This is a genomic window from Jeotgalibacillus terrae, assembly GCF_016908195.1.
Taxonomy (GTDB): domain Bacteria; phylum Bacillota; class Bacilli; order Bacillales; family Jeotgalibacillaceae; genus Jeotgalibacillus; species Jeotgalibacillus terrae.
Window position 1 is genome coordinate 1 of the sequence record NZ_JAFBDK010000017.1, and the last position, 25,039, is coordinate 25,039.

General features: G+C 42.5%; 23 protein-coding genes and 1 pseudogene. 11 read left to right on the forward strand and 13 right to left on the reverse strand.

Translation table 11 applies throughout. The annotated features are described in order from the left end of the window. Positions 1-112 precede the first annotated feature (112 nt). Positions 113-634 carry a type 1 glutamine amidotransferase domain-containing protein gene (locus JOD21_RS14900; RefSeq protein WP_204730387.1) on the reverse strand — a complete coding sequence of 174 codons (522 nt, stop codon included), beginning with the start codon at positions 632-634 and terminating at the stop codon, positions 113-115. Positions 635-724: 90 nt separating this feature from the next. Between JOD21_RS14900 and JOD21_RS14905 the strand changes: the two genes are divergently transcribed. Together JOD21_RS14905 and JOD21_RS14910 are read left to right on the forward strand one after the other, a co-directional pair. Further along, positions 725-1,027, forward strand: a complete 303-nt coding sequence (locus JOD21_RS14905; RefSeq protein WP_204730388.1) for a DUF6509 family protein — start codon at positions 725-727, stop codon at positions 1,025-1,027. Positions 1,028-1,229: 202 nt separating this feature from the next. Further along, positions 1,230-3,095, forward strand: a complete 1,866-nt coding sequence (locus JOD21_RS14910; RefSeq protein WP_204730389.1) for a methyl-accepting chemotaxis protein — start codon at positions 1,230-1,232, stop codon at positions 3,093-3,095. A 211-nt stretch (positions 3,096-3,306) separates the two neighbouring features. Here the strand turns inward: JOD21_RS14910 and JOD21_RS14915 are convergent, their stop codons facing one another. Further along, complete coding sequence (locus JOD21_RS14915; protein ID WP_204730390.1) at positions 3,307-4,623, reverse strand: DUF4179 domain-containing protein; 1,317 nt, start codon at positions 4,621-4,623, stop codon at positions 3,307-3,309. Then, complete coding sequence (locus JOD21_RS14920) at positions 4,610-5,134, reverse strand: sigma-70 family RNA polymerase sigma factor (RefSeq protein ID WP_204730391.1); 525 nt, start codon at positions 5,132-5,134, stop codon at positions 4,610-4,612. The genes JOD21_RS14915 and JOD21_RS14920 overlap by 14 nt, the downstream gene beginning before the upstream one ends. A 146-nt stretch (positions 5,135-5,280) precedes the next feature. On the opposite strand from JOD21_RS14920, the gene JOD21_RS14925 reads away from it, so the two are divergent. From JOD21_RS14925 to JOD21_RS14945, 5 genes are all read left to right on the forward strand, one after another. Next, a complete protein-coding gene (locus JOD21_RS14925) occupies positions 5,281-5,793 on the forward strand; it encodes a DUF4178 domain-containing protein (RefSeq protein ID WP_041121965.1) in 513 nt (170 codons plus the stop codon). A gap of 20 nt (positions 5,794-5,813) precedes the next feature. Continuing rightward, the gene (locus JOD21_RS14930) at positions 5,814-6,479 is read left to right on the forward strand and encodes a PspA/IM30 family protein (RefSeq protein ID WP_204730392.1); all 666 of its coding nucleotides are present in this window, start codon (positions 5,814-5,816) and stop codon (positions 6,477-6,479) included. Between the two features lie 153 nt (positions 6,480-6,632). Next, complete coding sequence (locus tag JOD21_RS14935; RefSeq protein ID WP_239581626.1) at positions 6,633-7,220, forward strand: DUF4247 domain-containing protein; 588 nt, start codon at positions 6,633-6,635, stop codon at positions 7,218-7,220. Positions 7,221-7,246: 26 nt separating this feature from the next. Next, positions 7,247-7,642 carry a DUF350 domain-containing protein gene (locus JOD21_RS14940; protein WP_204730393.1) on the forward strand — a complete coding sequence of 132 codons (396 nt, stop codon included), beginning with the start codon at positions 7,247-7,249 and terminating at the stop codon, positions 7,640-7,642. 23 nt (positions 7,643-7,665) lie between these two features. Next, positions 7,666-9,228, forward strand: a complete 1,563-nt coding sequence (locus JOD21_RS14945; RefSeq protein ID WP_204730394.1) for a polyamine aminopropyltransferase — start codon at positions 7,666-7,668, stop codon at positions 9,226-9,228. A 243-nt stretch (positions 9,229-9,471) separates the two neighbouring features. On the opposite strand, the gene JOD21_RS14950 is transcribed toward JOD21_RS14945, so the two are convergent. After that, a complete protein-coding gene (locus JOD21_RS14950) occupies positions 9,472-11,901 on the reverse strand; it encodes a S8 family serine peptidase (protein ID WP_204730395.1) in 2,430 nt (809 codons plus the stop codon). Between the two features lie 330 nt (positions 11,902-12,231). On the opposite strand from JOD21_RS14950, the gene JOD21_RS14955 reads away from it, so the two are divergent. After that, entirely contained in the window at positions 12,232-12,630 is a 399-nt protein-coding gene (locus JOD21_RS14955; protein WP_204730396.1) for an S-Ena type endospore appendage, read from the forward strand. Positions 12,631-12,682: 52 nt separating this feature from the next. Here the strand turns inward: JOD21_RS14955 and JOD21_RS14960 are convergent, their stop codons facing one another. Together JOD21_RS14960 and JOD21_RS14965 are read right to left on the reverse strand one after the other, a co-directional pair. Beyond that, complete coding sequence (locus JOD21_RS14960) at positions 12,683-13,399, reverse strand: YebC/PmpR family DNA-binding transcriptional regulator (RefSeq protein ID WP_204730397.1); 717 nt, start codon at positions 13,397-13,399, stop codon at positions 12,683-12,685. Between the two features lie 76 nt (positions 13,400-13,475). Continuing rightward, positions 13,476-15,128: a diguanylate cyclase domain-containing protein gene (locus JOD21_RS14965; protein WP_204730398.1), complete on the reverse strand. Its 1,653-nt coding sequence runs from the start codon at positions 15,126-15,128 to the stop codon at positions 13,476-13,478. 162 nt (positions 15,129-15,290) lie between these two features. Between JOD21_RS14965 and JOD21_RS14970 the strand changes: the two genes are divergently transcribed. Next, positions 15,291-16,028 carry an SDR family NAD(P)-dependent oxidoreductase gene (locus JOD21_RS14970; protein WP_204730399.1) on the forward strand — a complete coding sequence of 246 codons (738 nt, stop codon included), beginning with the start codon at positions 15,291-15,293 and terminating at the stop codon, positions 16,026-16,028. Positions 16,029-16,447: 419 nt separating this feature from the next. Here the strand turns inward: JOD21_RS14970 and JOD21_RS14975 are convergent, their stop codons facing one another. The 4 genes and pseudogenes from JOD21_RS14975 to JOD21_RS14990 form a co-directional block, all read right to left on the reverse strand. After that, on the reverse strand, positions 16,448-16,945 hold the full coding sequence (locus JOD21_RS14975; protein WP_041121956.1) for a DoxX family protein: 498 nt from the start codon (positions 16,943-16,945) through the stop codon (positions 16,448-16,450). Between the two features lie 173 nt (positions 16,946-17,118). Further along, a pseudogene (locus tag JOD21_RS14980) lies at positions 17,119-17,947 on the reverse strand (NAD(P)H-hydrate dehydratase). A gap of 13 nt (positions 17,948-17,960) precedes the next feature. Continuing rightward, entirely contained in the window at positions 17,961-18,704 is a 744-nt protein-coding gene (locus tag JOD21_RS14985) for a YqcI/YcgG family protein (protein ID WP_204730400.1), read from the reverse strand. A 110-nt stretch (positions 18,705-18,814) separates the two neighbouring features. Continuing rightward, on the reverse strand, positions 18,815-20,248 hold the full coding sequence (locus JOD21_RS14990) for an MDR family MFS transporter (protein WP_204730401.1): 1,434 nt from the start codon (positions 20,246-20,248) through the stop codon (positions 18,815-18,817). 281 nt (positions 20,249-20,529) lie between these two features. Here JOD21_RS14990 and JOD21_RS14995 point away from each other — a divergent pair, with 281 nt between their 5' ends. Next, complete coding sequence (locus JOD21_RS14995; RefSeq protein WP_204730402.1) at positions 20,530-20,970, forward strand: MarR family winged helix-turn-helix transcriptional regulator; 441 nt, start codon at positions 20,530-20,532, stop codon at positions 20,968-20,970. 226 nt (positions 20,971-21,196) lie between these two features. Here JOD21_RS14995 and JOD21_RS15000 read toward each other — a convergent pair whose 3' ends face one another. The 3 genes from JOD21_RS15000 to JOD21_RS15010 all read right to left on the reverse strand — a co-directional run bounded on the left by JOD21_RS15000 (position 21,197) and on the right by JOD21_RS15010 (position 23,548). After that, the gene (locus JOD21_RS15000; RefSeq protein WP_204730403.1) at positions 21,197-21,976 is read right to left on the reverse strand and encodes a Cof-type HAD-IIB family hydrolase; all 780 of its coding nucleotides are present in this window, start codon (positions 21,974-21,976) and stop codon (positions 21,197-21,199) included. Positions 21,977-22,072: 96 nt separating this feature from the next. Further along, positions 22,073-22,855, reverse strand: a complete 783-nt coding sequence (locus JOD21_RS15005; RefSeq protein ID WP_204730404.1) for an SDR family oxidoreductase — start codon at positions 22,853-22,855, stop codon at positions 22,073-22,075. 63 nt (positions 22,856-22,918) lie between these two features. Continuing rightward, positions 22,919-23,548, reverse strand: a complete 630-nt coding sequence (locus JOD21_RS15010; RefSeq protein ID WP_204730405.1) for a transporter — start codon at positions 23,546-23,548, stop codon at positions 22,919-22,921. A 156-nt stretch (positions 23,549-23,704) separates the two neighbouring features. Here JOD21_RS15010 and JOD21_RS15015 point away from each other — a divergent pair, with 156 nt between their 5' ends. Next, positions 23,705-25,012, forward strand: a complete 1,308-nt coding sequence (locus JOD21_RS15015; protein WP_204730406.1) for a cytochrome P450 — start codon at positions 23,705-23,707, stop codon at positions 25,010-25,012. Positions 25,013-25,039 lie beyond the last annotated feature (27 nt).

Here is a 25,039-nt window from a genome sequence, read left to right on the forward strand (position 1 = left end):
ACTCAAGAGAATAACGTTTATAAGACATAGAAAAGCTCCCCCCTAGGCAAACAGATTTTTGTTTTTAATCTGTCTACTTAGAGGGGAGCATATCAGCCCGGCCTTTGTTACTTTACTTCGCAAATGCCTCTACAAGTGCATTTCCATATTCGGGAAGGTCAGGTGGTCTTCTGCTTGAAACAATATGACCATCAGTGACAACCGCTTCGTCATGCCAGATCGCTCCGGCATTTGTCATATCATCTTTAATGCCAGGTGTACTCGTTACATTCCGGCCTTCAAGAATACCGGCTGATATCAGGACCCAGCCCGCATGACAGATCTGACCGATCACTTTTTCGTGCTGATCCATATATTTCACCATATCTAACACTTCTTTATATCTTCTGAGCTTATCCGGTGACCAGCCACCGGGCACAAGAATGCCGTCATATTCATTCACATGAATTTCACTGAACGCATAATCGCTTTCAGCAGGCACACCATACTTCCCTTTATAGACTTCGCCGTTTTTTTCACCAACGATGTGAACGATTGCCCCTTCGCCTCTCAGACGCATAACCGGGACCCAAAGTTCTAAGTCTTCAAAATCGTCACTGACTAACGCAATGACTTTCTTATCTTTTAATTTCATATATAATCCCTCCTTTTCGTCCTTTCGTACATACAATAGCCGCTTTGATGTATACTGAAACAATCATATATGAAAGGTGGCACAACTTTAATGAATATTACATCTTATACTGTTGAGAAAATAAATGATTCATTCGGGATTCTGACCGGTGATCGTTATGAACTGTTATTGGAACTTGAAAATGATGCGGAAGACGAACTGTTCGAGGATGGAGACGTCCAGCTTAAAGTGCTTTATAAGATCGAAGACGGCGAAGAACAGCTTGTAAAATATGATCTGATTAAAACAAGCGATGGGTCAGTTCTCGACTTCGAGCTCGAAGATGATGAAATCGAAACTGTCCGTGCTTTTTGCAGTAAACATTGTCAGGAAGCATTAGAAAACGAATCATAATTGTTACAGGCACCTGCTTATCAGGTGTCTTTTTTATTTGCCGGCATTGGAGTCCCTTCAGCTGAGTTGCACCTTAAGAATTTTGTGTTAGAAATTTGTGAATCATCTAAATCTTTTCTTGACTCGAAATACTTCTTCACATAATATTATGGAGAATGATCATTACTATTTACCCATATATACAAGCAGAAAGGATGACATGATGAAAGGTTCTGTAGGTCAAAAGCTAGTATCAGCATTCGTGGTCGTTGCACTGATTTTTGCAGCATCAGGCGTTTACTCCTATATAAACATGCGCTCAATGAGTCAGACATTTGAAGATGTCACTGAATCATTATTCGAGGCTCGTGCAGCAATACTTGAACTTGAAAGCACGGTTCATGAACAAAACAGTACATATAGAGGATTTTTATTATCCTCGCAGTCAATCTATTTAGACAGCTTTTACGAATTGAACGCTGAAACTGCAGCAATCGGTGAGAAGATTCAAACACTCATTGATGATGACGCATCCTTACAGCTCCTATCATCCATTACTGATAAGAACGCTGAACTGCTATCAATCGGTGAAGAGCTTCTGCCAGTGTTTGAGTCAAGCCCTGAAATTGCCCGTACAACAGCAACAGGATCAATGACACGGATTGCGAATCAGCTTGCAGGCGAATCAAATGATATGATCGCCATCATCAATGAAGATATTGCCTCTACTTTAGCTGCATCAAACGCAGCAATTGACCAGGCACGTACACTTTCTACTATTATGATGAGTGCAGCATTTCTGATTGCGATTCTGCTCGGCGTGGTATTGACTTCACGTATCACGAAGCCATTGAAATCAATGACTGCAATGGCAGAAAAAGTAGCAAATGGTGATCTAACAGAACATACTGTCCCAATGAAAGGGAAAGATGAAATCGCTAAGCTGCAGCATTCATTTATTGCGATGCAGGATAACTTAAAGAATCTGATTCAAAAGATTTCTCTCAACTCCGCACAGGTAGCTGCTTCATCAGAAGAGCTGTCAGCAAATGCTGAGCAGACATCCAAAGCGACTGAACAGACAGCTGGTTCAATTGAACAAATCTCACGCGGGTCTGAAGACCAGGTAACGGCCGCAGACCGTAGTGTTGATTCTCTTAAAAACGTCACTGCCGGCATTCAGACGATTGCAGAAAATGCGAATGAGATTGAACGTTATTCAAATGTATCTCTGACCCATGCGAATGAAGGCGGATCACTTGTAGAGAACACGGTTAACAATATGGAATCAATTAACCAACGTGTTGGTGAGTCTGATCAGGCGATTCAAAACCTCTCAGCACGTACAGATGAAATCGGTTCAATTCTTGAGGTCATCCGGGGAATTGCTGATCAGACAAACCTCCTTGCACTGAATGCAGCCATTGAAGCTGCACGCGCAGGAGAACATGGCAAAGGATTTGCAGTGGTAGCTGATGAAGTCAGAAAGCTTGCAGAACAGTCAGCCGGATCTACACTTAAAATTAATGATCTCATCTCTGAAATGCAAAAAGATTCATCCCACTCTGTTGATACAATGAATGTTGTAAAAGCAGAAGTAGAACGCGGCATTACATCAGCACAGGATACGAGAGAAAAATTCCAACTGATCGTCGGCTCTATTCAACAGATGACGTCACAAATTGAACAGATGAATGAAACAGCTCAGTCTATTGCGGCAAAATCAGATGAAGTAACTGAAACTGTGGGCAGCATGACAGGTATTGCGAAAGATACAAATGACCACTCTGCAAGCGTCAGTGCCGCTGCTCAACAGACACTCGCTTCAATGGAGGAAGTCACCTCTTCATCAGCAGCACTTACAGGCATGGCTGAGGAGCTTCAGGCATTGATCGCAACGTTTGAACTGCCTGACGAAAGCCTGGCAGCTGCAGATGACGTTTTCAATGAAGATGATGATTCTGATGATCACGATATTGAAGAAAACTATGAGGAAGAGACTGAGTCTGAATATGAAGATCAGGATCTTTCTGAGGAAGAGTACAGCGAATTGTACGATTCAGAGAACAAACAGTCAAAAATATCATAATGTATAGTGAAAGGCCGGAGCTGTGTGCTCCGGCCTTTGGTTTTGGCGGGGATGGTGATAGCGGCAGTGTCGGGACTGGCGGGCTGCGAATTCCTTCAGGCCCATTCATTTATTCCATCAGACAGTCCCCTATTTTCTTCACCCGTTCTGCCGCCCGTACACTTACATACTCACTCAGCAAATGAGCACGCGCATTTCTCACTCATCTACTCTACTGATAAATACTAATCACTTCATCTGACTCAATCCATCCCGGATAAAATGCAAAGTCAATTGTCAGAGGGTTTACATAATCTCCGTTTTCAAATGTAAAATTCATCATTGATTTATGTTCATCAGATCGATATCCTGCTGATGGAATATCAACAGTTTCACCCTCAGCGTCAGTCGCCTGACTGAACAGGCTGTAACCAAAATCAGGCCTGTTAATCTCAAGTTCAAGTCCCAGGCGGTCAATGGATGTAAAAGTAATACCTGAATCATCCGGAGCCGATATCACTTCGCCAGTATCTGTATCAACTGTCATAGCCTCTTGTTCACGATCAACTGCCTGCACTTTTCCAATAATCAGTGAAAGTTCCTCCGGCATATCAAAATAGCTGCTTTCAAAATAAACGGTTCTTGCTTCTGCATCTCCCGTGGATGTCAGGCCATCTGTTGACTGTTTCCATTCTTCACCATTCTCATCTGTCATCTTCATTGCTTCATAGGCAAGGATCTTTTTTTCATTATCAGGATCAGGCACTAACTCCACACTGGCTCTGATCGGCGAAATATTCACTTCCTTAATCGTGAGTTCCTGTCCTTCAATACTGACTGTTTTATTCAGTTCATACGTTTCAGTTTCAGCTTTTTCAGTAGATAACGTGATCGGTATTTCGATTTCACCGTCAAATACATGCTGATTCTGCCTGTCACCGAATACCACTGTCAGCTCCCTACCGGGTGAATATCCTTTTTCAAAAAAGAAGTTGGCTGAACCAGTGTGCAAGGTACTCTCAGGATCTGCATCATCGCCTACACCTGATCCTGTTGAAAAAGATGCCTTCACTTTATTTCCATTCTCATCAAGAAGTTCAGTAACTGAGAAAAATGGGTCTCTTACCGGCTCGGGAATCTCTACAGTGTAAAACAGTACGAGTCCCTGCTCATCCTGGATAGCAGAGTTGATTGTGACGATGACACCTTCCTTCGAACGGCTGACGTCCAACTGTTCAAAGTATTCATTCTCCAGTGCAGTTTGAAGACCCCTGTCATGACGGATCAATTCAACAATCCGATCCATACCCGGAATGGAAGAAATATGTCCTGCCATGACAGGTGACACTCTGACTGTCATTACAAAAGCAAAGACCAGAACAGCGGCAGTGGTAAGAGGAATCACCCACTTTTTAAAAGCAGGCTGTTTCTTTTGCTGTGCTTTTTTCATTCCGCTCAGAATCGCATCATCAAGCAGCTCTTCAGGCACTGGCTGCTGCTCGAGTGATCTTTTGTATTCTTTTAACCGGTTTTTTTCATTTTGATACATGTTGGTCATCCCCCTTCTCAAACCAGCGCTTCAATCGTGACAATGATTGATAAAGCTTAGTCTTCACTGTTCCTTCAGGCATTTCCAGCACTTCGGCAACCTGTCTGATCGTTAAATCCTGAATATATTTAAGATGAATCAGTTCTCTTTCTTTCGGACTTAGACTTTCAAGCGCTTCTGTGGTTTCTATAGTGGAATGCTGATGATCAACTGAACGCTCATCTTCTAAAAACGGGTGCACTGTCACTTTCTTTCTCTTTTGAAGTTCCGTTTGACAAACATTTATCATGATCCTGATCAGCCAGGTTTTTGCATATTCGGGGTGTTGCAGTGTTTGAATTGATTGATAAGCACGGCAGGTTGTTTCCTGAACTGCTTCGATTGCATCAGCTTCATTTCTTAAATAGGCATAAGCTGTTTTATATAAATCAGTTTTACATGCCTGCATCAGGCTCACAAACGCCCCGTCATCTCCTTTTATGGCGTCAGACACCAATTCTTCAAGTTCCATATGCTTCCCCCTCACTTACCTTCTATCTATTAGATCACTCAACTCACAAAAAAGTTTGATATTTTTCATAAAGATGAAACCTTTTATTTTTTGATGCGTATAAGGTATTGTAACAGGAAAGACATAGAAAAAAGGATGATGAACAGATGAGCTTTTTTAAGCGGCTGTTTGGCGGAAAACAGGATACACGGCCTGAAGTAAAAGACAGAACCGTTCATAACTTGAAAATCGGTGACATTGTTACTTATGACCTTCAGGATTATGAAGTGGTTGGAAAGCTGTCTTATAATGATCATGGCTTTAAATGGTCAGCCTATCAGCTTCAGGGTGTACAGGAAGTAATCTGGCTTGGCGTTGAAATGGATGACGAACTCGAACTTGGCATTTACAAAAAATCAACGCTGAAACTCCAGGAGCCCCTGCCAAAGGAAATCGAGTATGAAGGCACAACTTATTATCTTGATGAAACAGGTTCGGCGATTGTCAAAGGTGAAGGCAGAAGTCAGAATGTTGATGGTGTTAAGTGTAAATACGCTGAATACTATGATGAAGATGATGAGAAAGCTTTATCCGTTGAAATCTGGGGCGGTGACGTTGAAGCAAGTACAGGATACAGTATTGAAGAATATGAATTAAAAATCATTGCAGGATCACATTAAAAATATTGGAGGAATGACAAATGTTTCAATTTTTCAAAAGAGTTAAAACCGTAGTAGGATCAGAATTAAATTCAATGCTTGATAAGGCGGAAGATCCGGTAAAAATGCTTGATCAGTTCATGCGTGAAATGGAAGCAGATATCCGTGAAGTGGAAACAGCAGTAGCAAAGCAGATTGCCAGCGAAAAAATGCTCCAGAAAAAAGTTGAAGACGCGGAAAGCATGATGAAAAAGCGTGAAGATCAGGCAATGAAAGCAATCGAATCAGGTAACGAAGACCTTGCACGTCGCGCGCTTGAAGATAAAAAGAATCATGCAGACCAGGCATCTTCACTGCAGGAGTCTTATGCAAGAGCTAAAGAAGATGTTGCCGGCCTAAGAACAAAGCTTGATGAAATGAAGAAAGAATATAACGAAATGAAAATGAAAAAGGATTCTCTGAAAGCACGTGCTGAATCAGCTAAAACACGCACGAAGATGAATCGTACACTTTCAGGAATCAACAATGATGCTTCACGCGGCGGATTTGAGAGAATGGAAGAAAAGGTTATGCAGTTTGAAGCTGAGGCTGAAACAAGTGAAGACCTCCGTCAGTCAAACCGCAGCCTTGATGACGAGTTTGATTCACTTGATAACAGTGTTGATGATGAACTTGCAGCATTGAAGAAAAAAATGGGTAAAGAGTAACAATTTCAGGGCCAGCGTGACAAATTGTCACCTGTGCCCTTCTTTAGGTGTAAAGTTCGGCGAATGGTTTTTGCCTGGTGAGTTTTGACCTGAAAGCCGGGCACTGCTGCAACTATGTATAGAATATAGCTTTGTTGAAAGGACGGTGAGAATATGAAACGGTCAATCATGTCAGTGATGATTATTACAGTTATGATGTTTACAGCAGCCTGCGGCAACAGCGGGGGCTCAATATTTAAAGACGGCATTGAAGATTATATCAGCACTACATACACTTTATACGATACAGTTGAAAGCGCAGAAAACAGCGATCGCTATGCAAGAATCTATCAGGCAGAAAACACAAATCTTTCCTCTGTATCTGATTCATTACAAAGTCATGAAACACCTGATGAAATGAGTGAAATTAATAATGGAAAACAGATTTTCATCTATGATGATGTCTTTGTCACACTGACTGAGTCGGAAGAGGATGCTGACAATACTATGATCGAAGTAGCTGAGCAGGAATTTGCCCGTAACAACTATGGTCCAAGCTTTTTTGAGGGGTATCTGCTGGCGAGTCTGATCTCAAATATTTTCGGAAATAACTGGTACGATTCGAGAAGCAGACAATGTAATATTAATCCTGAGCGCTGTTATGGTGGATATAATTCTGCCGGTTCTTACGTTGGTAAAAACTCAACGCCTACGATTCGTGGTTCGAGTAATCGCGGCGGCGGAGTCGGATTTGGAAAATAAAACTTATTTTGAGAGGAGCAACTGAAATGGAACCATTTTTACTTACTATTATGTACTTTGCAATTGCAATTGTTGTGATCCTGGTTGGATTGGCAGTTTTTGAACTCATTACAACAAAATATAAAGACTGGGATGAAATCCTTGCCGGTAACAAAGCTGTAGCTCTGTCGATCAGTGGAAAAATTATCGGTATCAGTATTATTCTTGCATTCGCTATCTACCACAGTTTTGCTGTGTGGGAAACATTAATCTGGGGCGGCCTTGGTGTTGTATTACAGATGATCGGTTATCTGTTATTTGAACTTTTCACAAGAAAGTTCTCAGTTGAGGAGCAGCTTCATAAAGGAAATCTTGCAGTAGGTATTATCAGCTTTGGCGTTTCAGTAGGCCTGGCTTTTGTAATCGGCGCGTCCATTACATAATATAATCGGTTAGGAGTTTCACCATGAAGACAGTTAATGAACTTGGCATCAGACAGAGTAAAACAATCTACTGGGCTTCAGGAATCGTTTCAATTTGCGGCATTATATTTGAAGTATTATTCGGAGCTGCTGGCTCTTACATTTTGGGAGATGGTGTGAAGCAATATACGCTCACCATCTCGCTTTTTTTAACTGGAATGGGGATCGGTGCTTCAATCAGTGAACGCGTAACCAGAAACCTGATCCCTTCATTCATCTGGATTGAATATGCAATTGGTATCATCGGCGGATTATCCACCTTTTTATTCTTCGGTGTGACAGCATTTCTGCCTGATGGAACAGATGCGATTTTTCTTTACGGAATTACGCTGGTCGTTGGCGGCTTAACGGGACTTGAGCTTCCTATACTGATCAGAAAAGCGAATGATATTGGTGTCACCCTCAGAAAAAGCACCGCACGTGTTCTTTTTTCAGACTATGCCGGCGGACTGATTGGCGGACTGCTGTTTGTATTTTTCCTCCGCCCTGAATTCGGACTTGTGAAATCAGCTTTTATTGTCGGATTAATTAATGTAGCGGTCGCACTTTGGGTGCTGTACTATTTCAGAAAAGAAATTACAAGATTCCGACTGCATCTCGTCTCAGGTATCACCTTCTTTCTTATTTTGTTTTCAGGTGTGTTCTGGGGTGAGGAAATGGCTTTTTCCTTTGAACAGAAGCTTTACCGGGATCCGATTATCTATAATGAACAGACAGATTACCAGCAGATTATTCTCACGAAAGAGCGTGGAGACGTCAGACTGTTTCTTGACGGACAGCTTCAGATGAGTTCAACTGATGAGTACCGTTACCACGAAACGCTGGTCCACCCTGCAGTTGAAGCTGCTGAATCACCTGAACGGGTATTAGTGCTTGGCGGAGGAGATGGACTCGTATTACGGGAACTTTGGAAATACGATGAAATCAAAAAAGTGGATTTAGTTGATCTGGACCCTGCAGTTGTTGAACTTGCGGAGACAAATTATGATCTCCTTCAATTGAATGAAGGATCTTTCGACGATCCCCGCGTCACTGTTCATCACCAGGATGCCTTTTCATTTATGGAACAGTCGAACACATTTTATGACGTAATCATTGTCGACCTTCCTGACCCTAACAATGAGTCTTTGAATAAGCTTTATACACTTCAATTCTATCAGCTGTTGCGGAATTCACTTGAACCGGGCGGCGCCATGATGGTACAGGCTACGAGTCCGACTTTTGCTACAGAAGTCTATTGGACAATTGATCATACAGTCCGCGAGACTGGTCTGCGTGTGGAAAACCTTCATGTGGATGTACCAAGCTTTGGGGACTGGGGTTTTATCTTTGCTGAACGCGAGGAGTCAGGTGCACTCGATGAGATGACCTTTAATGTGGAGACAAAGTTTTTAAATGAAGAAACCTTACAGAGTCTGAGAACGTTTGGTAAGGATATTGATCGTGATATAACGGATGATCGTGGTAATGAGTTTGAGCTTCAACCGAATACGTTGATCGATCCGATCCTGCTTGAGATGTATGATAAAGCTTGGGCAAATTATTAAAACTCTTTCCGTTTGGCTGCTGATTTCCGCTTCAGGGGGACGCTTTCCGCAGGGCGTGCGGTAAGCCTCCTCGACGCTTTGCGTCTGCGGGGTCTTACCTGTCACGCTTCTCCTGCTGGAGTCGCCCCCTTCCGCTACAATCACCAGCTGTGCTAATATAATATTTATCTTTAGTTAAACCAATTATTAAAAAGCGCATCAGAGCAAATTTCTCTGACGCGCTTTTTTGATGTTCAATTACTATTATTCCATCAGGAAGTTAACGCCTGCAAGGTCAGTCTGTCCTTTTAGTGTTGCATAGGCATAAACGTTATAATACTTTCCTGCTTCAAGTTTCTGACCGTTTACTTTCCCGTCCCAAGCGAATGTCTGGAATCCGGCTTCAACGTTTTCTACAATTGCGATATCGCCTACATAAGCAAGCGGTGCACCTGCTTCATTTGATTCATAGACAAACAGGTCAACTGTTTCTGCTCCCCCCGGGAAATATCCTTCAATTGTGAATACATCTCCGTCCTGATAGACACCCATGCTTGTCACGCGCGGGTAATCCGGTTCGCCGACAAATAGAATCGTTGGAACGTCTACTGTCTGCTCACCATTAGAAATGATAATGCTGCCTTCATAATAGCCAGGATCAAGCTTCGTGGCATCAACCTGTACATTCATATTAATCTTTTTAGAACTGTTGGCATTTACTTTCGTGTTGCCGCTTGTGCTTACCTTGATTGCCTGATTATTTTCACCAAAGTCAACATCAAATGAATAGTTTACTTTTTTATCAGACAGGTTTTTCACGTCAAAGTGATTGCGTTCAACCTGTTTGCCGTTTGATTTAACGAATTTACCGAATGAATGGCTTCCGCTTCCGACAAGGATCTCTGTTTCGATCGCATCAAGTACGCGGATGCTTCCTGCCCCCTGCGTGTTGTGAGCGTATTCTTCACCGGTTGCCGGATCAATGATTGCAGCGGCTGTGTTCATCAGTGCTGCTTTGACGTCATCTACTGACCACTCCGGATTTGCTTCAAGCACAAGTGCTGCTGCACCTGCTACGTGTGGTGCTGCCATACTTGTTCCCTGAAGAGCTGCATAGCCATGCGGTTCAGCAGGATTATGAGTAGGAATTGTGCTGATAATGTTTACACCAGGCGCTGATACATCAGGCTTGATCATCCATGTATCAACAACAGGTCCGCGTGAAGAGAAATCAGCCATAGACTCTCCTACTTCACGGTCAAATTCAACGTTGAATGATACTGTGTTGTTACCTGCTTCAAGTTCAGCAAGCAGCTTTTGACCATCTGCATTGCTCATTTTGATTGTAGGCAGTGAGATACCCGGAATATCAGGCTGCTCCCCTTCTACATTGTTAAAGATAATTGCTCCGGCTGCTCCTGCAGCTTTTGCATTATCTGACTTTTCAACGAATGGGTAATCCCCACGCTGAATCAGTGCAATTTTACCTTCCAGGTTCTTTCCTTCAAAATCAGCCGGACCACCAAGGCCAACGTATTCAAATTCAAATTCCTGACCATTCAGACCAAGAATTGCTTCATCTGATGGGAAGCCCATTACTTTAGCAGATGGGTACTCAGCATCACCTGCTGTATCAACTGCTGCAGAAAATACATTGTATGGAAGCTGCGTTGCACCAACTGAGATTGCTTCACGTGACGTTCCAGGTGAGCCGACTGTCCAGTTCGTTGGACCACTGTTACCGTTTGAAGTAACTGCCACCACACCTTCCTCCATTGCCCAGTCAAGTGCAATAGATGTTGCCCAGTCCGGAGCGTTCAGTGAATTTCCAAGTGACAGGTTTAATACATCAGCCCCGTCTTGTACTGCTCTTTCGATTCCTGCTACCACGTTTTCAGTTGAACCGCTGCCGCCAGGTCCAAGAACACGGTATGCAAGTAGTGTCGCATCTGGTGCTACACCTTTGATTGCCCCATTAGCAGCAACTGTACCTGCTACGTGAGAACCGTGAAGTGTAGATTCGCCGCGCGGATCGCCTTCAGGTGTTTCCTGCGGATCTTGATCGTTATCGACAAAGTCATATCCTTTGTAATCCCCGAAGGCATGTGCAAGGTCAGGGTGTGTATAATCTACGCCTGTATCAATAACTGCGACAGTTACACCCTCACCCGTGAATCCTTCAGCCCACGCATCGTCAGATCCGATAAATGGAGCGCTGGCGAACATTTCAGCTTTCAGGTTATCCTGGGATACAGGAGTTGCTTCATCCACTACTGAAGCGGTATATGTAACGTTTGGATATACAGCTTTAATTCCTTCAACTGCAAGAAGTTCAGGTACATCTTTTTCAGCAAGCTCCAGAGAAAAGCCTGAGAATACAGTGTCATATTCTTTATGAATTTCTGCTCCCTCGATCTTGCTCATAACAGATGATTTTACTTCTCCACGCTTATTTTTCAGGTTCCCTTTAGACTGGGAAACGCCAATTGATTTCGCTTCAGCAATTGAAGGTTCTTCTAATTCAATGATGACAGTTGTTTCTTTTCCTGACTGAAAGTTAAAATCTCCTTTCAGCTGAGCCAGTGAGTCTGCATCTTTTGGCGCTGTATTCGCTCCGGCCCCCATGCCGAATGCTGACAGCAGCAAAAGAAGTACCAGTGTTGAAATGAGTGATTTTGCCGATCTCTTTTTCATCCTTTTTCCCCTTCCAAACTCTTTTTTGTGTACCTTTTCTCATTCACTCCTTCCATTTATTAAAAATAATGAACATATACAATATTCAGTCATTTCTGTATATTTTCATAGAGTTGATTTTCTTATTTTTCCAATAAATTTATTGTGATATATGACATATGTCTTTTATCTTATATAGTGCATATGTATTGCCATACCTGCCTACCGTATAGATAAATAGTTAGCTTCCCTAGATATCAGGTTGAATAACACTGGTATATAGCCTTTTTTATTGAATGCCCTGTCCAAACTCTATTAATTTCATATTCTATTATCAGGAGGTGAAAAAATATGACTTGCAAAAACCACTACAAACTGCCCCTTGGTTCTATCGGAAAATGTGACTGCGACTGTCCAAAGCGTCCTCGTCCTGACAAGCGGGTACTGATGCTCTTTGAAAACTGCTCTCCGATTGCCGGTAATCAAAACACACCAAACAACATTATCTTCGACACAGAACCAAACTCTCTTCCGGTCACAATGGCTGCAACGATTGAAAACTTCAGTACAGACGGTCTTAACGTCACAATCTTCCGCCAGAACAGTCAGGAAACAATCGCTGTTCAGGCAGGATCATCGCTGACATTTGTACACGATGAAGTTGTACGCATCACGGTCAACTCATTCGGCCAGGCTTATACCGGGTCGTTTAAGTACCAGATCACGTATGAAGTTGAAAAAGATAACTAATCTTCCGGACGCAAAAAGGGTGCCCTCATCAGGCACCCTTTTTACTGTTTAATTAATTAAATTCCACGTTATGATACACCTGCTGAACATCTTCAAGTTCTTCGAGCGCACCAAGTAATTTTTCTAACTGCTCCTGATCTTCGTCGGATACAGATACGTCATTTTGTGCAAGCATTGTCAGTTCAGCGACTGTGAATTCAGTGATACCATTTTCCTTTAATGCCTGTTGAACTGCATTATACTGATCCGGTTCTGCGTAAATAATGACAGTATTGTCCTCTTCAAGTACATCACGCACGTCAATGTCGTGCTCCATCAGCAGTTCAAGAATTTCATCAGCTGATTTATCCTCAACACCAAAAACCGCTGTAGAATCGAACATATATGACACTGAACCGCTCACGCCCATGTTCCCGCCATTCTTACCAAAAGCAGCACGCACTTCTGATGCTGTACGGTTTACGTTATTCGTCAGGGCATCAACGATAATCATTGATCCTGCAGGGCCAAACCCTTCATAGCGCAGGCTGTCATAATTCTCTTCGCCTCCGCCTTTTGCTTTTTCGATCGCTCTTTCGATAATGGCTTTTGGCACATTATATGTCTTTGCGCGGTCTAACACCATGCGAAGCGCAGTATTTGCCTCAGGATCAGGCTCTCCCTGCTTTGCCGTTACATAGATCTCTCTGGCAAACTTGTTATATACCTGACTTGTATTCGCATCTTTTGCTGCTTTTTTCTCTTTAATATTATTCCACTTACGTCCCATCACGTTCACTCTCTTTCATTCGATACTCTCTGCCTTTTCACTATACTTTTTTTAGTAAAAGAAGGCAAATTGAACGTCAGTTAAGCATGGTAACTGAATAGGTGTTCTTGCCTTGTTCTTTCGCTTTATACAGCGCATCATCTGCAGCTTTCAATATTTCTTCTGCCGTATTATTCTTCTCATTTACAACTGTCATACCAATACTTGTCGTCACCCCAAAAGGCTCCCCCTGTAAGATCCACGGTCTTCTGACTGACAGAAGGATCTTTTCAGCGATCTGAGCAAGTACCCCTTGATCACCCACATCATACAGCAGGATCACAAACTCGTCCCCACCAAGTCTTACTACCAGATCTGACCGTCTCACACTTCCTGAAAGACGAATCGCAAACTCTTCAATCACTGCATCCCCGGTATCGTGCCCCATCGTATCATTGATTGTTTTAAAGTGATCAATATCAAGGATCAGCACTGAAAATACTGTATCTTCTTTCGCTAATTCCTTTTTCATTTCTTCTTCAAGCATTCGTCTGTTCGGCAGCCCGGTCAGTGAGTCGTGATAAGCAAAATGTTTCAGCTTGGATTCATATTGCTTCGTCAACGTGATATCTCTTGAAATTACAACCATATAACTGAACACGTCACCTTCATCAAAAACCGGCGTCCCCTGTACCTCAGTCCAAATCGGTGTGCCATTTCCTTTCAGCTGTCTTACCTGAAGTTTAAAAGGCTTGTCTTCTTTAATTGCCCGAACAAACGCTTCATCCAGTTCTTTCAGGTACTTTTCTTCCACACCAAATGAAAAAGGCTTCCCTTCAAAATCTGTCTCTATATACCCAAGCAATTTTTTATAGGACGGTGAGGTATAGATAATTAATCCCCTGTGATCAACCAGCGTAATTAGATCCTGCGCATTTTCGGCTATAATTCTGAATTTCTTTTCACTTTCATGAAAATTTCTCATCGCCTTCATTTCACTTGTAATATCTTTTAAAATCCAGTAAATTCCCGTTAATTCACCACCAACAAAGACCGGTACAAACAAAGACAATCCTTCAACCTTCTCATCTTCTCTCGTTTTGATTGATAGACGATGAGACTCAGCATTTCCATTAACTACAGACTTAAAACTATTCGATGCCTTAAGATGATCTGTAGAGGAAATCAGATCAAAATATCGCTTTCCTCTGATATTTTCATCAATAAACAAACTTTCTGCTGCTTTGTTCAGCGATTCTATTTCACCCTTAAGATTTAGATACATAATCGCATCCAGATTATGCTCAAATAATGATCTGAAGCGCTCCCTGCTCTCAACTGCTCTTTTTTTGGATTCTACTGCACTTCTTTCAGCCCACGTAGACTCTGTTATGTCCTGGACGAGTGCCGTAATATATTCACACTTTCCTGCTTCATTCAAAAGCGGAGATAGTCTGGTTTTAGAATAATAGGTTTCCCCTGAAGAAGATTGATAAGAATCTTTATACACCACTTCTTCTCCTGTCATGATTACATATCTATACTGTTCATATAAATAATCTGTTACATGACTGTCCTGTAAAGATTTAATAGGCTTCCCATAGTCATATTCGCTAAGCCCGGACCTCATTTTGGCTTCTTCATTTATAAATACATATGTGAACTCACCATCAGTTTCAACCTTCACAATAAAAACCATTTCTCTGATGCCGTTCATCATCGCCCTGTAAAGAAGATCGTCACTTCTCATGGACCTATCCCCCTGAAATATAATTATAATCTAATATCATACTATTCATTAATTTTATCGTTGTAAAGGTAGAAAAATGGTGAATGGCACCTTAAATTAGAGGAGTTTTATAAATAATCCCGAATCATTAAAAGTGAAAGTCAATTTTAAGGAGGATTGGATATGATTGATTTAAACGGAAAGACTGCAGTCGTAACAGGTGGAGCCTCAGGAATTGGCCTTGCAACGGTAGAAGCATTTTTGAAAAAAGGTATGAACGTTGTACTCGCGGACTTCAATGAAGAAGGCGGCAGTGCAGCAGTAGAAAGATTCGGTTCTGACAAAGTTACATTTATTCATGTTGATACAGGTAATGAAGAGTCTGTCAGAAGTATGATCGAGTATACAGTTAAACACTTTGGTCAGCTTGACGTCCTGGTGAATAATGCCGGAATCGGTACGCTTGCAGAAACCCATGAGTTAACGGCTGAGGACTATCATAAAGTGATCTCTGTTAATCAGGACGGGGTATTCTACGGGTCAAAATATGCAATCAGGGAAATGATGAAAAATGGAGGCGGTTCAATTGTGAATACTTCTTCGATCCTCGGTTTTGTCGGACAGACTGGTGCATTTGCGTATAATGCAAGCAAAGGAGCTGTCAACACACTGACCAAATCACTCGCACTTGAATATGCCGATAAAAAAATCCGCGTGAATTCAGTGAACCCGGGTTATGTAGAATCAGGGATGGTCAACAAAGAAGCACTCGGCGATTATTATGACGGACTGGTCGCAAAACACCCAATCGGCCGCCTCGGCGTCCCGGAAGAAATCGCACACGCCATCGTATTTTTGTGTGAGAATGAGTTTGTTACAGGAATTAATCTGCTAGTAGACGGCGGATATACAGCTCAATAATGAAAAGCGGAAGGCGCTCGTTCAGCTCCGACAGGCATAAGACGCGGAGCGGAAAACGGGCGAACTTCCCGTTTACCGATGCGTGGCTTATGACCCGAGGAGCTAGCGCCTGGAGCTGGATCCCATGAAAAGCGGATGGCGCTCGCGTCAGGGCTAAGGAAATATAATAAAACCTGATGGAATTACAACAAGAATGATGGAATTAATGCTGTCATCTTTGATGGAATTGCAAGAAACTAATGGAATAAAAATCTATTCTGAAGTAATCCATTTCAGTAATGATGGAAATACGTCAAGATTGAAGGAAATGTTTCCAGCATTGATGGAAAAAGTCTCTAGGCCCTAATCCGGCACACCGACTCCTATCCGCCACACACCAAAAAAAGCTGAAGAGCACACACTCTTCAGCTTTTCCTCTATTAAGCGTGAGCTTCTCTCAGCGTACGCTTTGTTACTTTTTCTTTTGCCATAGGCACTGCCCATCTGTCCAGACCGTATCTGATTGCAGCGTGTCCGGCAAACATCAGAATCACTGCTGCTGCGAGTAATACCGGATTCGTGCTGATTGTGCCAGCTAACAGGAAGTTCAGGTTCATGAATGCACCTGCTGCTAATGCCGGCATTGTTAAAAGTCCTGCGATTAGACCAAGTCCTACGAATAACTCACCCCAAGGAATCAGAATATTAAAGATCTCTGCGTTTGGCAGTGCAACTGTTTCAAGGAAGGTACCGTACCAGCCTGCCACTACCGGCGCTTCTCCTCCTGCTTTAGCAATCGCCCCCTGCAGATAACCAGTTGCATCAAATTCGCCTGTCACTTTCCCCCAGCCTGCCTGAAGCCATTGTACACCAAGCCAGATTCTTAACACTGTCCAAATCCCTGCTGCCACTCTGCCGTTCCACCATTTTTCACCCATCTTATTTCTCTCCTTTTATTTGTGAAACTTTTCACATTTGATGTTAAAAAAATAAGTGCTACTATCTCTTTGTTTATTGTGAAATGTTTCACATGTATTTGTTACCTTTATAATAATGCATATTTACCAGGTACGCAATAGTTTGTGCAACATTTCACAATTTGTTCATTTCCTTAATTATGCTCGTGTTTTTTCCAAACTTCAGGAAGCAGGTCTGTCAGTTCACTGGCCAGCATGGTATGTGGTGATCTTGTTTTAATCCATTGATCAGCGCATGCCCCATGGAGGTAGACTGCATTTAATATAGCCTGCTTCCAATCATCATGACAGCACAACATGCCTGTAATCATTCCGGTCAGGGTGTCCCCTGTTCCCCCTTTAGAGAGTGCGCTATTACCGGTCGTGTTCATATAGGTTTCACCATCTGGAAAGGCAGTAATCGTTTCCTTGCCTTTCAATACAACAGTAACTCCAGTCTGAGCCGCGAACTCTGACGCAGCAGCCTGTCTGTCTTGTTCAACCTGCTCTTTATCATTATGATGAAATTCTGATAAATTCTCCCGGATGAGGTGTTAAGATAATCGGGGCTTCGCGCTTTTGATAGTTTCTTTCTCTGAGTGCCCCTGCATCGAGTACAACGGGCAGGTCTGTAGAGAGGAAAGTCTGTACGACTTTTTCAGTCTCATCATTTTCCTCTCTGCCTGGTCCTGCAGCGAGTACAGAATAATGGTCAAATTGAAGGTCATCCAGCCGCTCATAAAACCCGGGAACGAATGTGGTTTCGGGCAGGTGCTGAATCACATATGGAATGACTGATTCTTCAGTTCCCACCTCAAGCTTTCCAACGCCGCTTCTCATACATGCAATTGCCGACAGGACAGCAGCGCCCGGCATGAACCTGCTTCCTGCAGCAATCAATGCTGTTCCGTAAGTCCCTTTGTGAGCATCAGATTTTCTGACTGGTAAAGTGTTTACGACGTTTTCTTTACTCCATTTTTTCATGATGCTCACTCCTTTACGAATGTACTTTCATTTCTTTATGAACAAATGGGCATTTGCCTGTGATTGGTTCGATATCGTCCCCGATAAATGACTGCTTCCACTCATTGTGATCAGGATCCCCGTAATGGCTGATATCAGGATGCTTTGGCAGTTGATCCCAGGCTTCTACACGTTCACGAACCTTTTCCCGCGACATAATGCCGCCTTTTTCAGTACCTTCAAGTCCCTGAAAAATTGCCCGCGGCTGAAACCCTAGAACCATGCTGTTTCCAAGATCACGTGTTTTTCTCTGTTTGTAAGCAGGTGCATTACCGAATACAAAAATCGGTTCACCTTTAAAATGAAAATCCCATAAAAAGTGTTCAGGATCTCTCGGATGATCCTCCGGCCACTCGACTGTATCCTTATCATGAAGATATTGAATAATGTCCCAGAATTGATCCCTGTATGCTTCAAGCTTTCCTTCTTCTTCAAATGGCTCTACAAAAATAAATAATCCGTGCTTAATTTTTGTTGCTTCATTAAATAATGTTAAAAATTCTCCCACAGCCTGTGGCAGGTTTGTCCAGTCATCCTGCGATATGTATGCATAACGTAATTCTCCTTTGCGCTGACCCTTCATCCCGAAATAGCAGGGAAACGTCGGATCCAGTACAGTTTGCTCAAATGTTTTATATTCATTCACAAGCCATTCCGGCAAATTTTCATGTCTTTCCATATCTTCTTTTGTTAATAATCCTGAACTTTTTAATGTCATTAGATTTCCTCCACCTTGTCCGTGATGCTTTTATTTACCCTTAATTCCCAGACAAAACACCAAAATTGATTAAAAAAGACAGTACCCATGATTGAGTACTGTCTATGTGATCAGCTGCGGTTTTGTTCAGCTATATCCCGGTCTATATCTTTTTTTGATTTAACGAAAAACGCTAATATCAGACCAACCAATGCTGTAATCCCTGCAACAATAAATGATACATTTACGCCGTGCACCATTCCCTGCATGCCTTCAGATGGAATAGCAGCAGTTGACATTACCGTAACAAGAAGTGCCGTACCAACAGCTCCGGCAATCTGTCTCATTGTGTTATTCATGGCAGTCCCGTGCGGAATCAGACTTGTCGGTAACTGGTTCAGTCCGGCTGTAGTAACAGGCATCATTACAAGCGCGAGCCCGAACATCCTTACAGCATTGACAGTAGCGAGATAAGTAAATGTCGTTTCTGTCGTCAGGTTCGTAAACATAAATGTTGTGATCGTTAAAAGTGTCATACCGGTTATCGCAAGCCAGCGTGCACCAAACATATCAAACAATTTCCCTGACACAGGATTCATCAAGCCCATCAGCACAGCACCAGGCAGGAGCATCAGCCCTGACTCAAACGCAGTAAATCCAAGCATATTCTGCATCAGAAGCGGCAATACTACTGCACCGCCAATCATTGCGATGAATACAACCATTCCGATAATAGTAGTAATCGTAAATACTTTATTACGGAAAACTTTAAATTCAAGCATCGGCTGCTTAAGCTTGGATTGTCTTGTGATAAAAACTGGTAAAGCAATCAGTCCTACAATCAATGAAACTAATACCTGTGGACTCGCCCATCCGCTGTTTCCAGCCGTACTGAATGCATACAGCAGTCCACCAAATCCAAGGGTTGAAAGTGCAATTGAAGCAGGATCGACTTTAGGGAAAGTCTGCTTCGTTACATTTTTTAATATAAAATACGCAACAACAATATCAATCAGAACAACCGGAAGGATAATGTAGAATAAGCTTCTCCATGGGAACTGATCGACCATCCAGCCCGATAGCGTCGGTCCGATCGCCGGTGCAAAGGCAATGACTAATCCGAACATGCCCATCGCCTGTCCTCTTTTTTCAATCGGAAAGATTAGAAATAAAATCGTCTGCATCAGCGGCATTATAATTCCTGCCCCTGATGCTTGTAAGACGCGTCCTGTCAGTAACAGTCCGAAATTCGGTGCAATGGCACAAACCAGTGTACCAAACGCGAATAATCCCATCGCTGTTAAAAACAGCCGTCTCGTTGTGAACCTTTCTATTAAAAACGCTGTGATTGGAATCATAATTCCGTTTACCAGCATAAAAATCGATTGGAGCCATTGTGCAGTTGAGGCATTAAGCTGCAGATCCTCCATAATGACAGGAATGGCTGTTGCGAGCAATGTCTGGTTGAGGATTGCTGCAAAAGCACCTGAAATCAGCACAATCAGTAGTGGCACCTTATTAATCCCAGCTCCAGCTGCCGGCTGGCTTTCTGCGTGTGTCGTCATATTCATCCTTCTTTCTATTAAAAATTTCGTTAATCGAATTAAGTATTTGCATTATACAACTATATGATTGTATCATACAACTATTGAGTGGCAAGTAACTTGTTTTAAAAAGATGCCTCTGTTATAGGAGGCTGTTGATTTCCACTCAAGGGGGAACGCTTTCCGCAGGGCATGCGGACTTCTCCTGCTGGGAGTCGTCCCCCCTTCTGCTGAAATCACCAGCTGTGCCAATACAACATAGGCCTTTAACATAACCAAAAAGATAAAAAGGCGGTATTTATATGAGCGAAGAATCATTATCACAAATAGAACTTGAAATGGCGGTCTTATCAAGACGCATTGCTTCTGTAGCCAGAAACAAGCGTGAAGAAAATCTGGTCAGAGCTGCCTATCTGCTTCTATTTCAAATATCAACACATGGACCGGCCGGTGTTAAAGGCCTTGCAGAAGAACTACAGCTAGATATTTCAACAGTCAGCAGACAGGCAGCATCTCTCGACCAAAAAGGCTATATTAAAAAAGTGCCGCTGCCTCAGGATAAACGTTCATATCTATATGAAATTACTGAAGAAGGCAGGCGCGAAATGACTGAATACCAGCAGATCAGAAGAGAGAAAGTCGATGAACTGCTGAGCGACTGGACTGAAGAGGAACGCGCTCAGTTTGGTGTACTTTTGAAGAAGTTCAATGACTCGGTGAAGGTTTATTGGTCCAAGGGTTGATTGACTGAGCATCGGCGGTAGAATGGTTCATGAAATATCGGATGTGGTTCAGGAGATTACACGTGGTGTTCATGAAATACCTTCTGGCTTTCATGAAATATGACGTCATGTTACGAAAATTTTGTAGTCCGTTCAGGAGATTGTGTAAATGAACTACTTTTTACTTCTGGTTTTCCCCCTCTTTAAAAAATCCCTCTGACGCAAAAACACGCCAGAGGGATTTTGTTCAGTCTAACAGTCCTGCCATCTTCAGTCCGTGCAAAATCCCGTCATCCTCAACGGATTTGGTTACAAATTTTGCAGAAGCTTTTACTTTATCAAGTGCATTTCCCATTGCAAAACTGTTTTCCACAGCTGTAAGCATTTCTATATCATTCAGTCCATCACCAAATGCAAACTGGCGCTCAGCCGGGTAGCCGAGTTTTTCAACCATTTTAGCAATACCCTGTGCTTTGGAACCGCCTTTTGGCAGAATATCCACAGAATAAGGATGCCATCTGATGAAATCAAAGTCAGTAAATGTTTCTCTGTACTGCTCCTCTTCTCCTCTTTCACAGAATAATAAAGATTGATACAATGGGCGGTCTACATGGTAGTCAGGGTCATGTGTTGGTTCCATACCGATCTTCAGCGTTCCAATACTCTCTTCAATATAAGCGTGCTGACGTACATTTGCTTTCATGTCTTCATGGTCCATATACACGACCGGGTGCTCATTTTCAACAGCGACAGCAGTCAGTTTCTCCAGTGCTTCCGCGTTAAGAGGATTTGTGTAGATCACTTCATCATTCAGCACGACATATTGGCCGTTGTAGCTGATAAATGAGCGGATCCCAAGCTCTTTTCTGAGATTTTCATACATGAACGGTGCGCGGCCTGTTGCAATGGCAACTTCATGGCCAAGCTTTTGCAGCCTGAAAATTGCTTCCTTTGTTGAGGCAGGCAGCTTTTTATCGTGATTCAGCAGCGTACCGTCTATATCAAAAAATATAATGCTCTTTTCCATGTTTCATCCAACCTTTTTAATGTTTTATACGATAAGTGTACCTGACTTTGTGATTTTTCGCACAGAAAAAGCAGCTGACGCGTCAGCTGCTTTCATTTAAATCTCCATGTCCCATCGTTCTTTCTGTGTCTCTTTCAGCTGGTCTTCTGTTTCCTGTGGATAGACTGTACGGAATTTGTGATGATCCGCTGGAATGATTTCGATCATCTTTTGAATCATGTCCTCAGGGTCAAACTCCTGTAAGCCTTCTTCCTGTTCGATCATATCTTCTTTTCGTGTAAAGTGCTGGTTCTCGTTATACCACTTCCACTTTTCTTCAGCACTCCGTTTGTTGAATCCGGTTGCGAATGGTCCAGGGTTAATGGTTGCTACCTGTACACCGAACTCTTCAAGTTCAGCTTTCATTGTTTGTGCAATGCCTTCAAGTGCATGTTTTGTTGCTGTGTAAGGTCCAACATATGGTGTGGCTGAAATACCGGCCATTGAGCTCATGAAAATAATCTTACCGCTTCCTTTTTTCACAAGCTTTTGCGCGGCAAGCTGCGCTGATTCCAGTGTAGCAAATACGTTCACCTCAAATAATGCACGAAATCTGTCCATCGGCACTTCACCAAGCTGCCCACCTTCATTGATTGCAGCATTGGCAACGAAAATATCAAAGTCATGTTTTGCAATTTCAGCAAGGTCACGCTGGTTTGTAATATCAAGCTTGAAGATTTCCATATCAAGCCCCTGTTCATCCGTTTCTCTTAAAAGATCCGTTTTCTGCGCTGTCAGCTCCGTTGTTGCAATTACGCGATGTCCTTTTTTCGCAAGCCCAAGTGCCGCCCCGCGGCCAAGTCCTGTTCCTGCTCCAGTAATAAAGATTGTCTTTGTCATATCGGGTTCCTCCTGAATATCAAGTCATATCCCGCTTTTTCCCAACTGAACAAAATCTAAACGTCATGAAGAAGAGACCTTGCTCTTCACAAACTTTTTAAAAGAACTAAATGAATCTTCAAATCTGCTGAATATCCACTGCAGTGCGATGCCGTGAAGGATCACACCTATGATCGAGTTCACAATGACGAATGTATGCATCAATGTTGATTCAATCTCATAGATCCTCCGCCCAAAAAACAAGAGCTGGCTGAAGATAAAAGTAAGGGCTTCAGTATAAGTTGTTATGACATTCGGCAGCTGCCATATCACAAGAGACTCCAGGAAGAATAATCCCAGGATGCTCAGCAGAATGATTGCTTTTGACGCATTCGTGAGCTTATCAATAAATGGCTGGACGTAGTGTTTTGTAATGGTTTTCGTACGGAACAGGTAGATGATTCTTACAATACGGGCAGCCTGAAAAAACTGATCAAACGGAATAATGGCAATCGTCAAAAATGGATGCTTTTTAAAAAATCCCCATTTGGAATCCGCCCTATATAATCTGACAGCAAAATCGATAAAAAAGATCAGCCAGACAATCCAGTTTGTGATGGAACTGTATGGCTGGTCACTCCATAATGTTGTAATTGTAAAAATTACGAGTATGATCATGAAGCCTTCATATAATCTAGTCAGTATGGATGACATCAATGATCACCTTCTTTCAATTAATCTCTATGTCTATACTACCAGACAGCGTTCATGATGGATTCATTTAATTAAGTCCCCTTTTTGATTGCGTTTATCAGCATGGGGTCAGGGTATTTTGTTATTAACATGATACATATAAAGGAGCTGCTAAAAATGGATGTGAAAAAGCCTGTACCGCGCGCAAAGGGAATAGATAACTCTCTCACTCTAATAAAAGAAGGCTTTCAATTTTTACCGAATCAGCGGCAGGAACTTGGTTCAGATATTTTTGAAACGAGGCTGCTTGGCAAAAAAGCAGTCTGTATAGCAGGAGAAGAAGCATCAGAGATTTTTTATGATACTGAAAAGTTCAAACGTGAAGGTGCCATGCCAAAGCCATTTAAAATGTCACTGTTTGGAGAAGGCAGCCTTCATGGAATGGACGGTGAAGCGCATCTGAACAGAAAGCGCACTTTCCTCTCTATGTTCACACCGGACAGGGTTGAAGACCTGAAACGTATGGCAATTAAACATTTGGATGAAAAAGTAAGTAAGTGGGAACATGCTGATGAAGTGGTCATCTTTGATGAGATGCAGGAGATCTTAGCCAGAGCAGGATGCGAGTGGGCAGGCGTTCCGCTTGAAGAAGAGGAAGTGAAGCAGCGCACCCGTGAAATGATCGATATGATTGATTCATTCGGTGGATCGCTCTCGAGATTTAAAGATGGGAAGATAGCGAGAAACAGTCATGAAGCCTGGCTTCAGGATATTGTTAAAGGTGTAAGGAAAGGAAAGATGAGCCCGAAGCCTAATACGGCAGCTTATATTATGTCCCATCACCGTGAGAATAACGGGAAAAGATTTGATAAGGAGATTGCAGCTGTTGAATTAAGCAATTCATTCAGACCACTTCTTGCGACTGCTTACTTCCTGACATTCGGTGTGCTGGCGATGCATGAGCATCCGGAGACTGTAGAGAAACTTAAACAAAATCCGAAATACAGCCATATGTTTGCACAGGAGACCCGCCGGTATTATCCTTTTGTACCTGCAATGGTTGCGAAAGTGAAGAAAAACTTTACGTTCAAAGGATATAAATTTAAGAAAGATACGCTGGTTGTACTCGATATTTTCGGTACGAATCGTCATCCTGATTCATGGGATGACGCTGATTCATTTATCCCTGAAAGGTTCGACGGCTGGAAAGGCAGCCCGTTTTCATTTATCCCACAGGGCGGAGGAGATCATCATACAGGACACCGCTGCGCAGGTGAGTGGCTGACAGTGATTGTGATGAGCTCATTTTTTGAATTCTTTGCTAAGAACCTGACTTATGATGTACCTGAACAGGATCTGTCATTCAGTTTGGAAAGAATGCCGACATTTCCTAATAGCAGACTTGTGATTAAAAATGTCAAAAAGGCTGCTGATTATGAAAAGAATCTTGCTGAGCTGTTGGATGGATTTTCTGCAGTCAGATAATATGAGCAACAAAGAAGAGGCCTCCGG

What these genes read in the sequence shown, in the direction of transcription:
- JOD21_RS14900 (WP_204730387.1), bottom strand. Translation starts at nt 634, where the DNA reads ATGAAATTAAAAGATAAGAAAGTCATTGCGTTAGTCAGTGACGATTTT.
- JOD21_RS14905 (WP_204730388.1), top strand. Translation starts at nt 725, where the DNA reads ATGAATATTACATCTTATACTGTTGAGAAAATAAATGATTCATTCGGG.
- JOD21_RS14910 (WP_204730389.1), top strand. Translation starts at nt 1,230, where the DNA reads ATGAAAGGTTCTGTAGGTCAAAAGCTAGTATCAGCATTCGTGGTCGTT.
- JOD21_RS14915 (WP_204730390.1), bottom strand. Translation starts at nt 4,623, where the DNA reads ATGTATCAAAATGAAAAAAACCGGTTAAAAGAATACAAAAGATCACTC.
- JOD21_RS14920 (WP_204730391.1), bottom strand. Translation starts at nt 5,134, where the DNA reads ATGGAACTTGAAGAATTGGTGTCTGACGCCATAAAAGGAGATGACGGG.
- JOD21_RS14925 (WP_041121965.1), top strand. Translation starts at nt 5,281, where the DNA reads ATGAGCTTTTTTAAGCGGCTGTTTGGCGGAAAACAGGATACACGGCCT.
- JOD21_RS14930 (WP_204730392.1), top strand. Translation starts at nt 5,814, where the DNA reads ATGTTTCAATTTTTCAAAAGAGTTAAAACCGTAGTAGGATCAGAATTA.
- JOD21_RS14935 (WP_239581626.1), top strand. Translation starts at nt 6,633, where the DNA reads ATGAAACGGTCAATCATGTCAGTGATGATTATTACAGTTATGATGTTT.
- JOD21_RS14940 (WP_204730393.1), top strand. Translation starts at nt 7,247, where the DNA reads ATGGAACCATTTTTACTTACTATTATGTACTTTGCAATTGCAATTGTT.
- JOD21_RS14945 (WP_204730394.1), top strand. Translation starts at nt 7,666, where the DNA reads ATGAAGACAGTTAATGAACTTGGCATCAGACAGAGTAAAACAATCTAC.
- JOD21_RS14950 (WP_204730395.1), bottom strand. Translation starts at nt 11,901, where the DNA reads ATGAAAAAGAGATCGGCAAAATCACTCATTTCAACACTGGTACTTCTT.
- JOD21_RS14955 (WP_204730396.1), top strand. Translation starts at nt 12,232, where the DNA reads ATGACTTGCAAAAACCACTACAAACTGCCCCTTGGTTCTATCGGAAAA.
- JOD21_RS14960 (WP_204730397.1), bottom strand. Translation starts at nt 13,399, where the DNA reads ATGGGACGTAAGTGGAATAATATTAAAGAGAAAAAAGCAGCAAAAGAT.
- JOD21_RS14965 (WP_204730398.1), bottom strand. Translation starts at nt 15,128, where the DNA reads ATGAGAAGTGACGATCTTCTTTACAGGGCGATGATGAACGGCATCAGA.
- JOD21_RS14970 (WP_204730399.1), top strand. Translation starts at nt 15,291, where the DNA reads ATGATTGATTTAAACGGAAAGACTGCAGTCGTAACAGGTGGAGCCTCA.
- JOD21_RS14975 (WP_041121956.1), bottom strand. Translation starts at nt 16,945, where the DNA reads ATGGGTGAAAAATGGTGGAACGGCAGAGTGGCAGCAGGGATTTGGACA.
- JOD21_RS14985 (WP_204730400.1), bottom strand. Translation starts at nt 18,704, where the DNA reads ATGACATTAAAAAGTTCAGGATTATTAACAAAAGAAGATATGGAAAGA.
- JOD21_RS14990 (WP_204730401.1), bottom strand. Translation starts at nt 20,248, where the DNA reads ATGACGACACACGCAGAAAGCCAGCCGGCAGCTGGAGCTGGGATTAAT.
- JOD21_RS14995 (WP_204730402.1), top strand. Translation starts at nt 20,530, where the DNA reads ATGAGCGAAGAATCATTATCACAAATAGAACTTGAAATGGCGGTCTTA.
- JOD21_RS15000 (WP_204730403.1), bottom strand. Translation starts at nt 21,976, where the DNA reads ATGGAAAAGAGCATTATATTTTTTGATATAGACGGTACGCTGCTGAAT.
- JOD21_RS15005 (WP_204730404.1), bottom strand. Translation starts at nt 22,855, where the DNA reads ATGACAAAGACAATCTTTATTACTGGAGCAGGAACAGGACTTGGCCGC.
- JOD21_RS15010 (WP_204730405.1), bottom strand. Translation starts at nt 23,548, where the DNA reads ATGTCATCCATACTGACTAGATTATATGAAGGCTTCATGATCATACTC.
- JOD21_RS15015 (WP_204730406.1), top strand. Translation starts at nt 23,705, where the DNA reads ATGGATGTGAAAAAGCCTGTACCGCGCGCAAAGGGAATAGATAACTCT.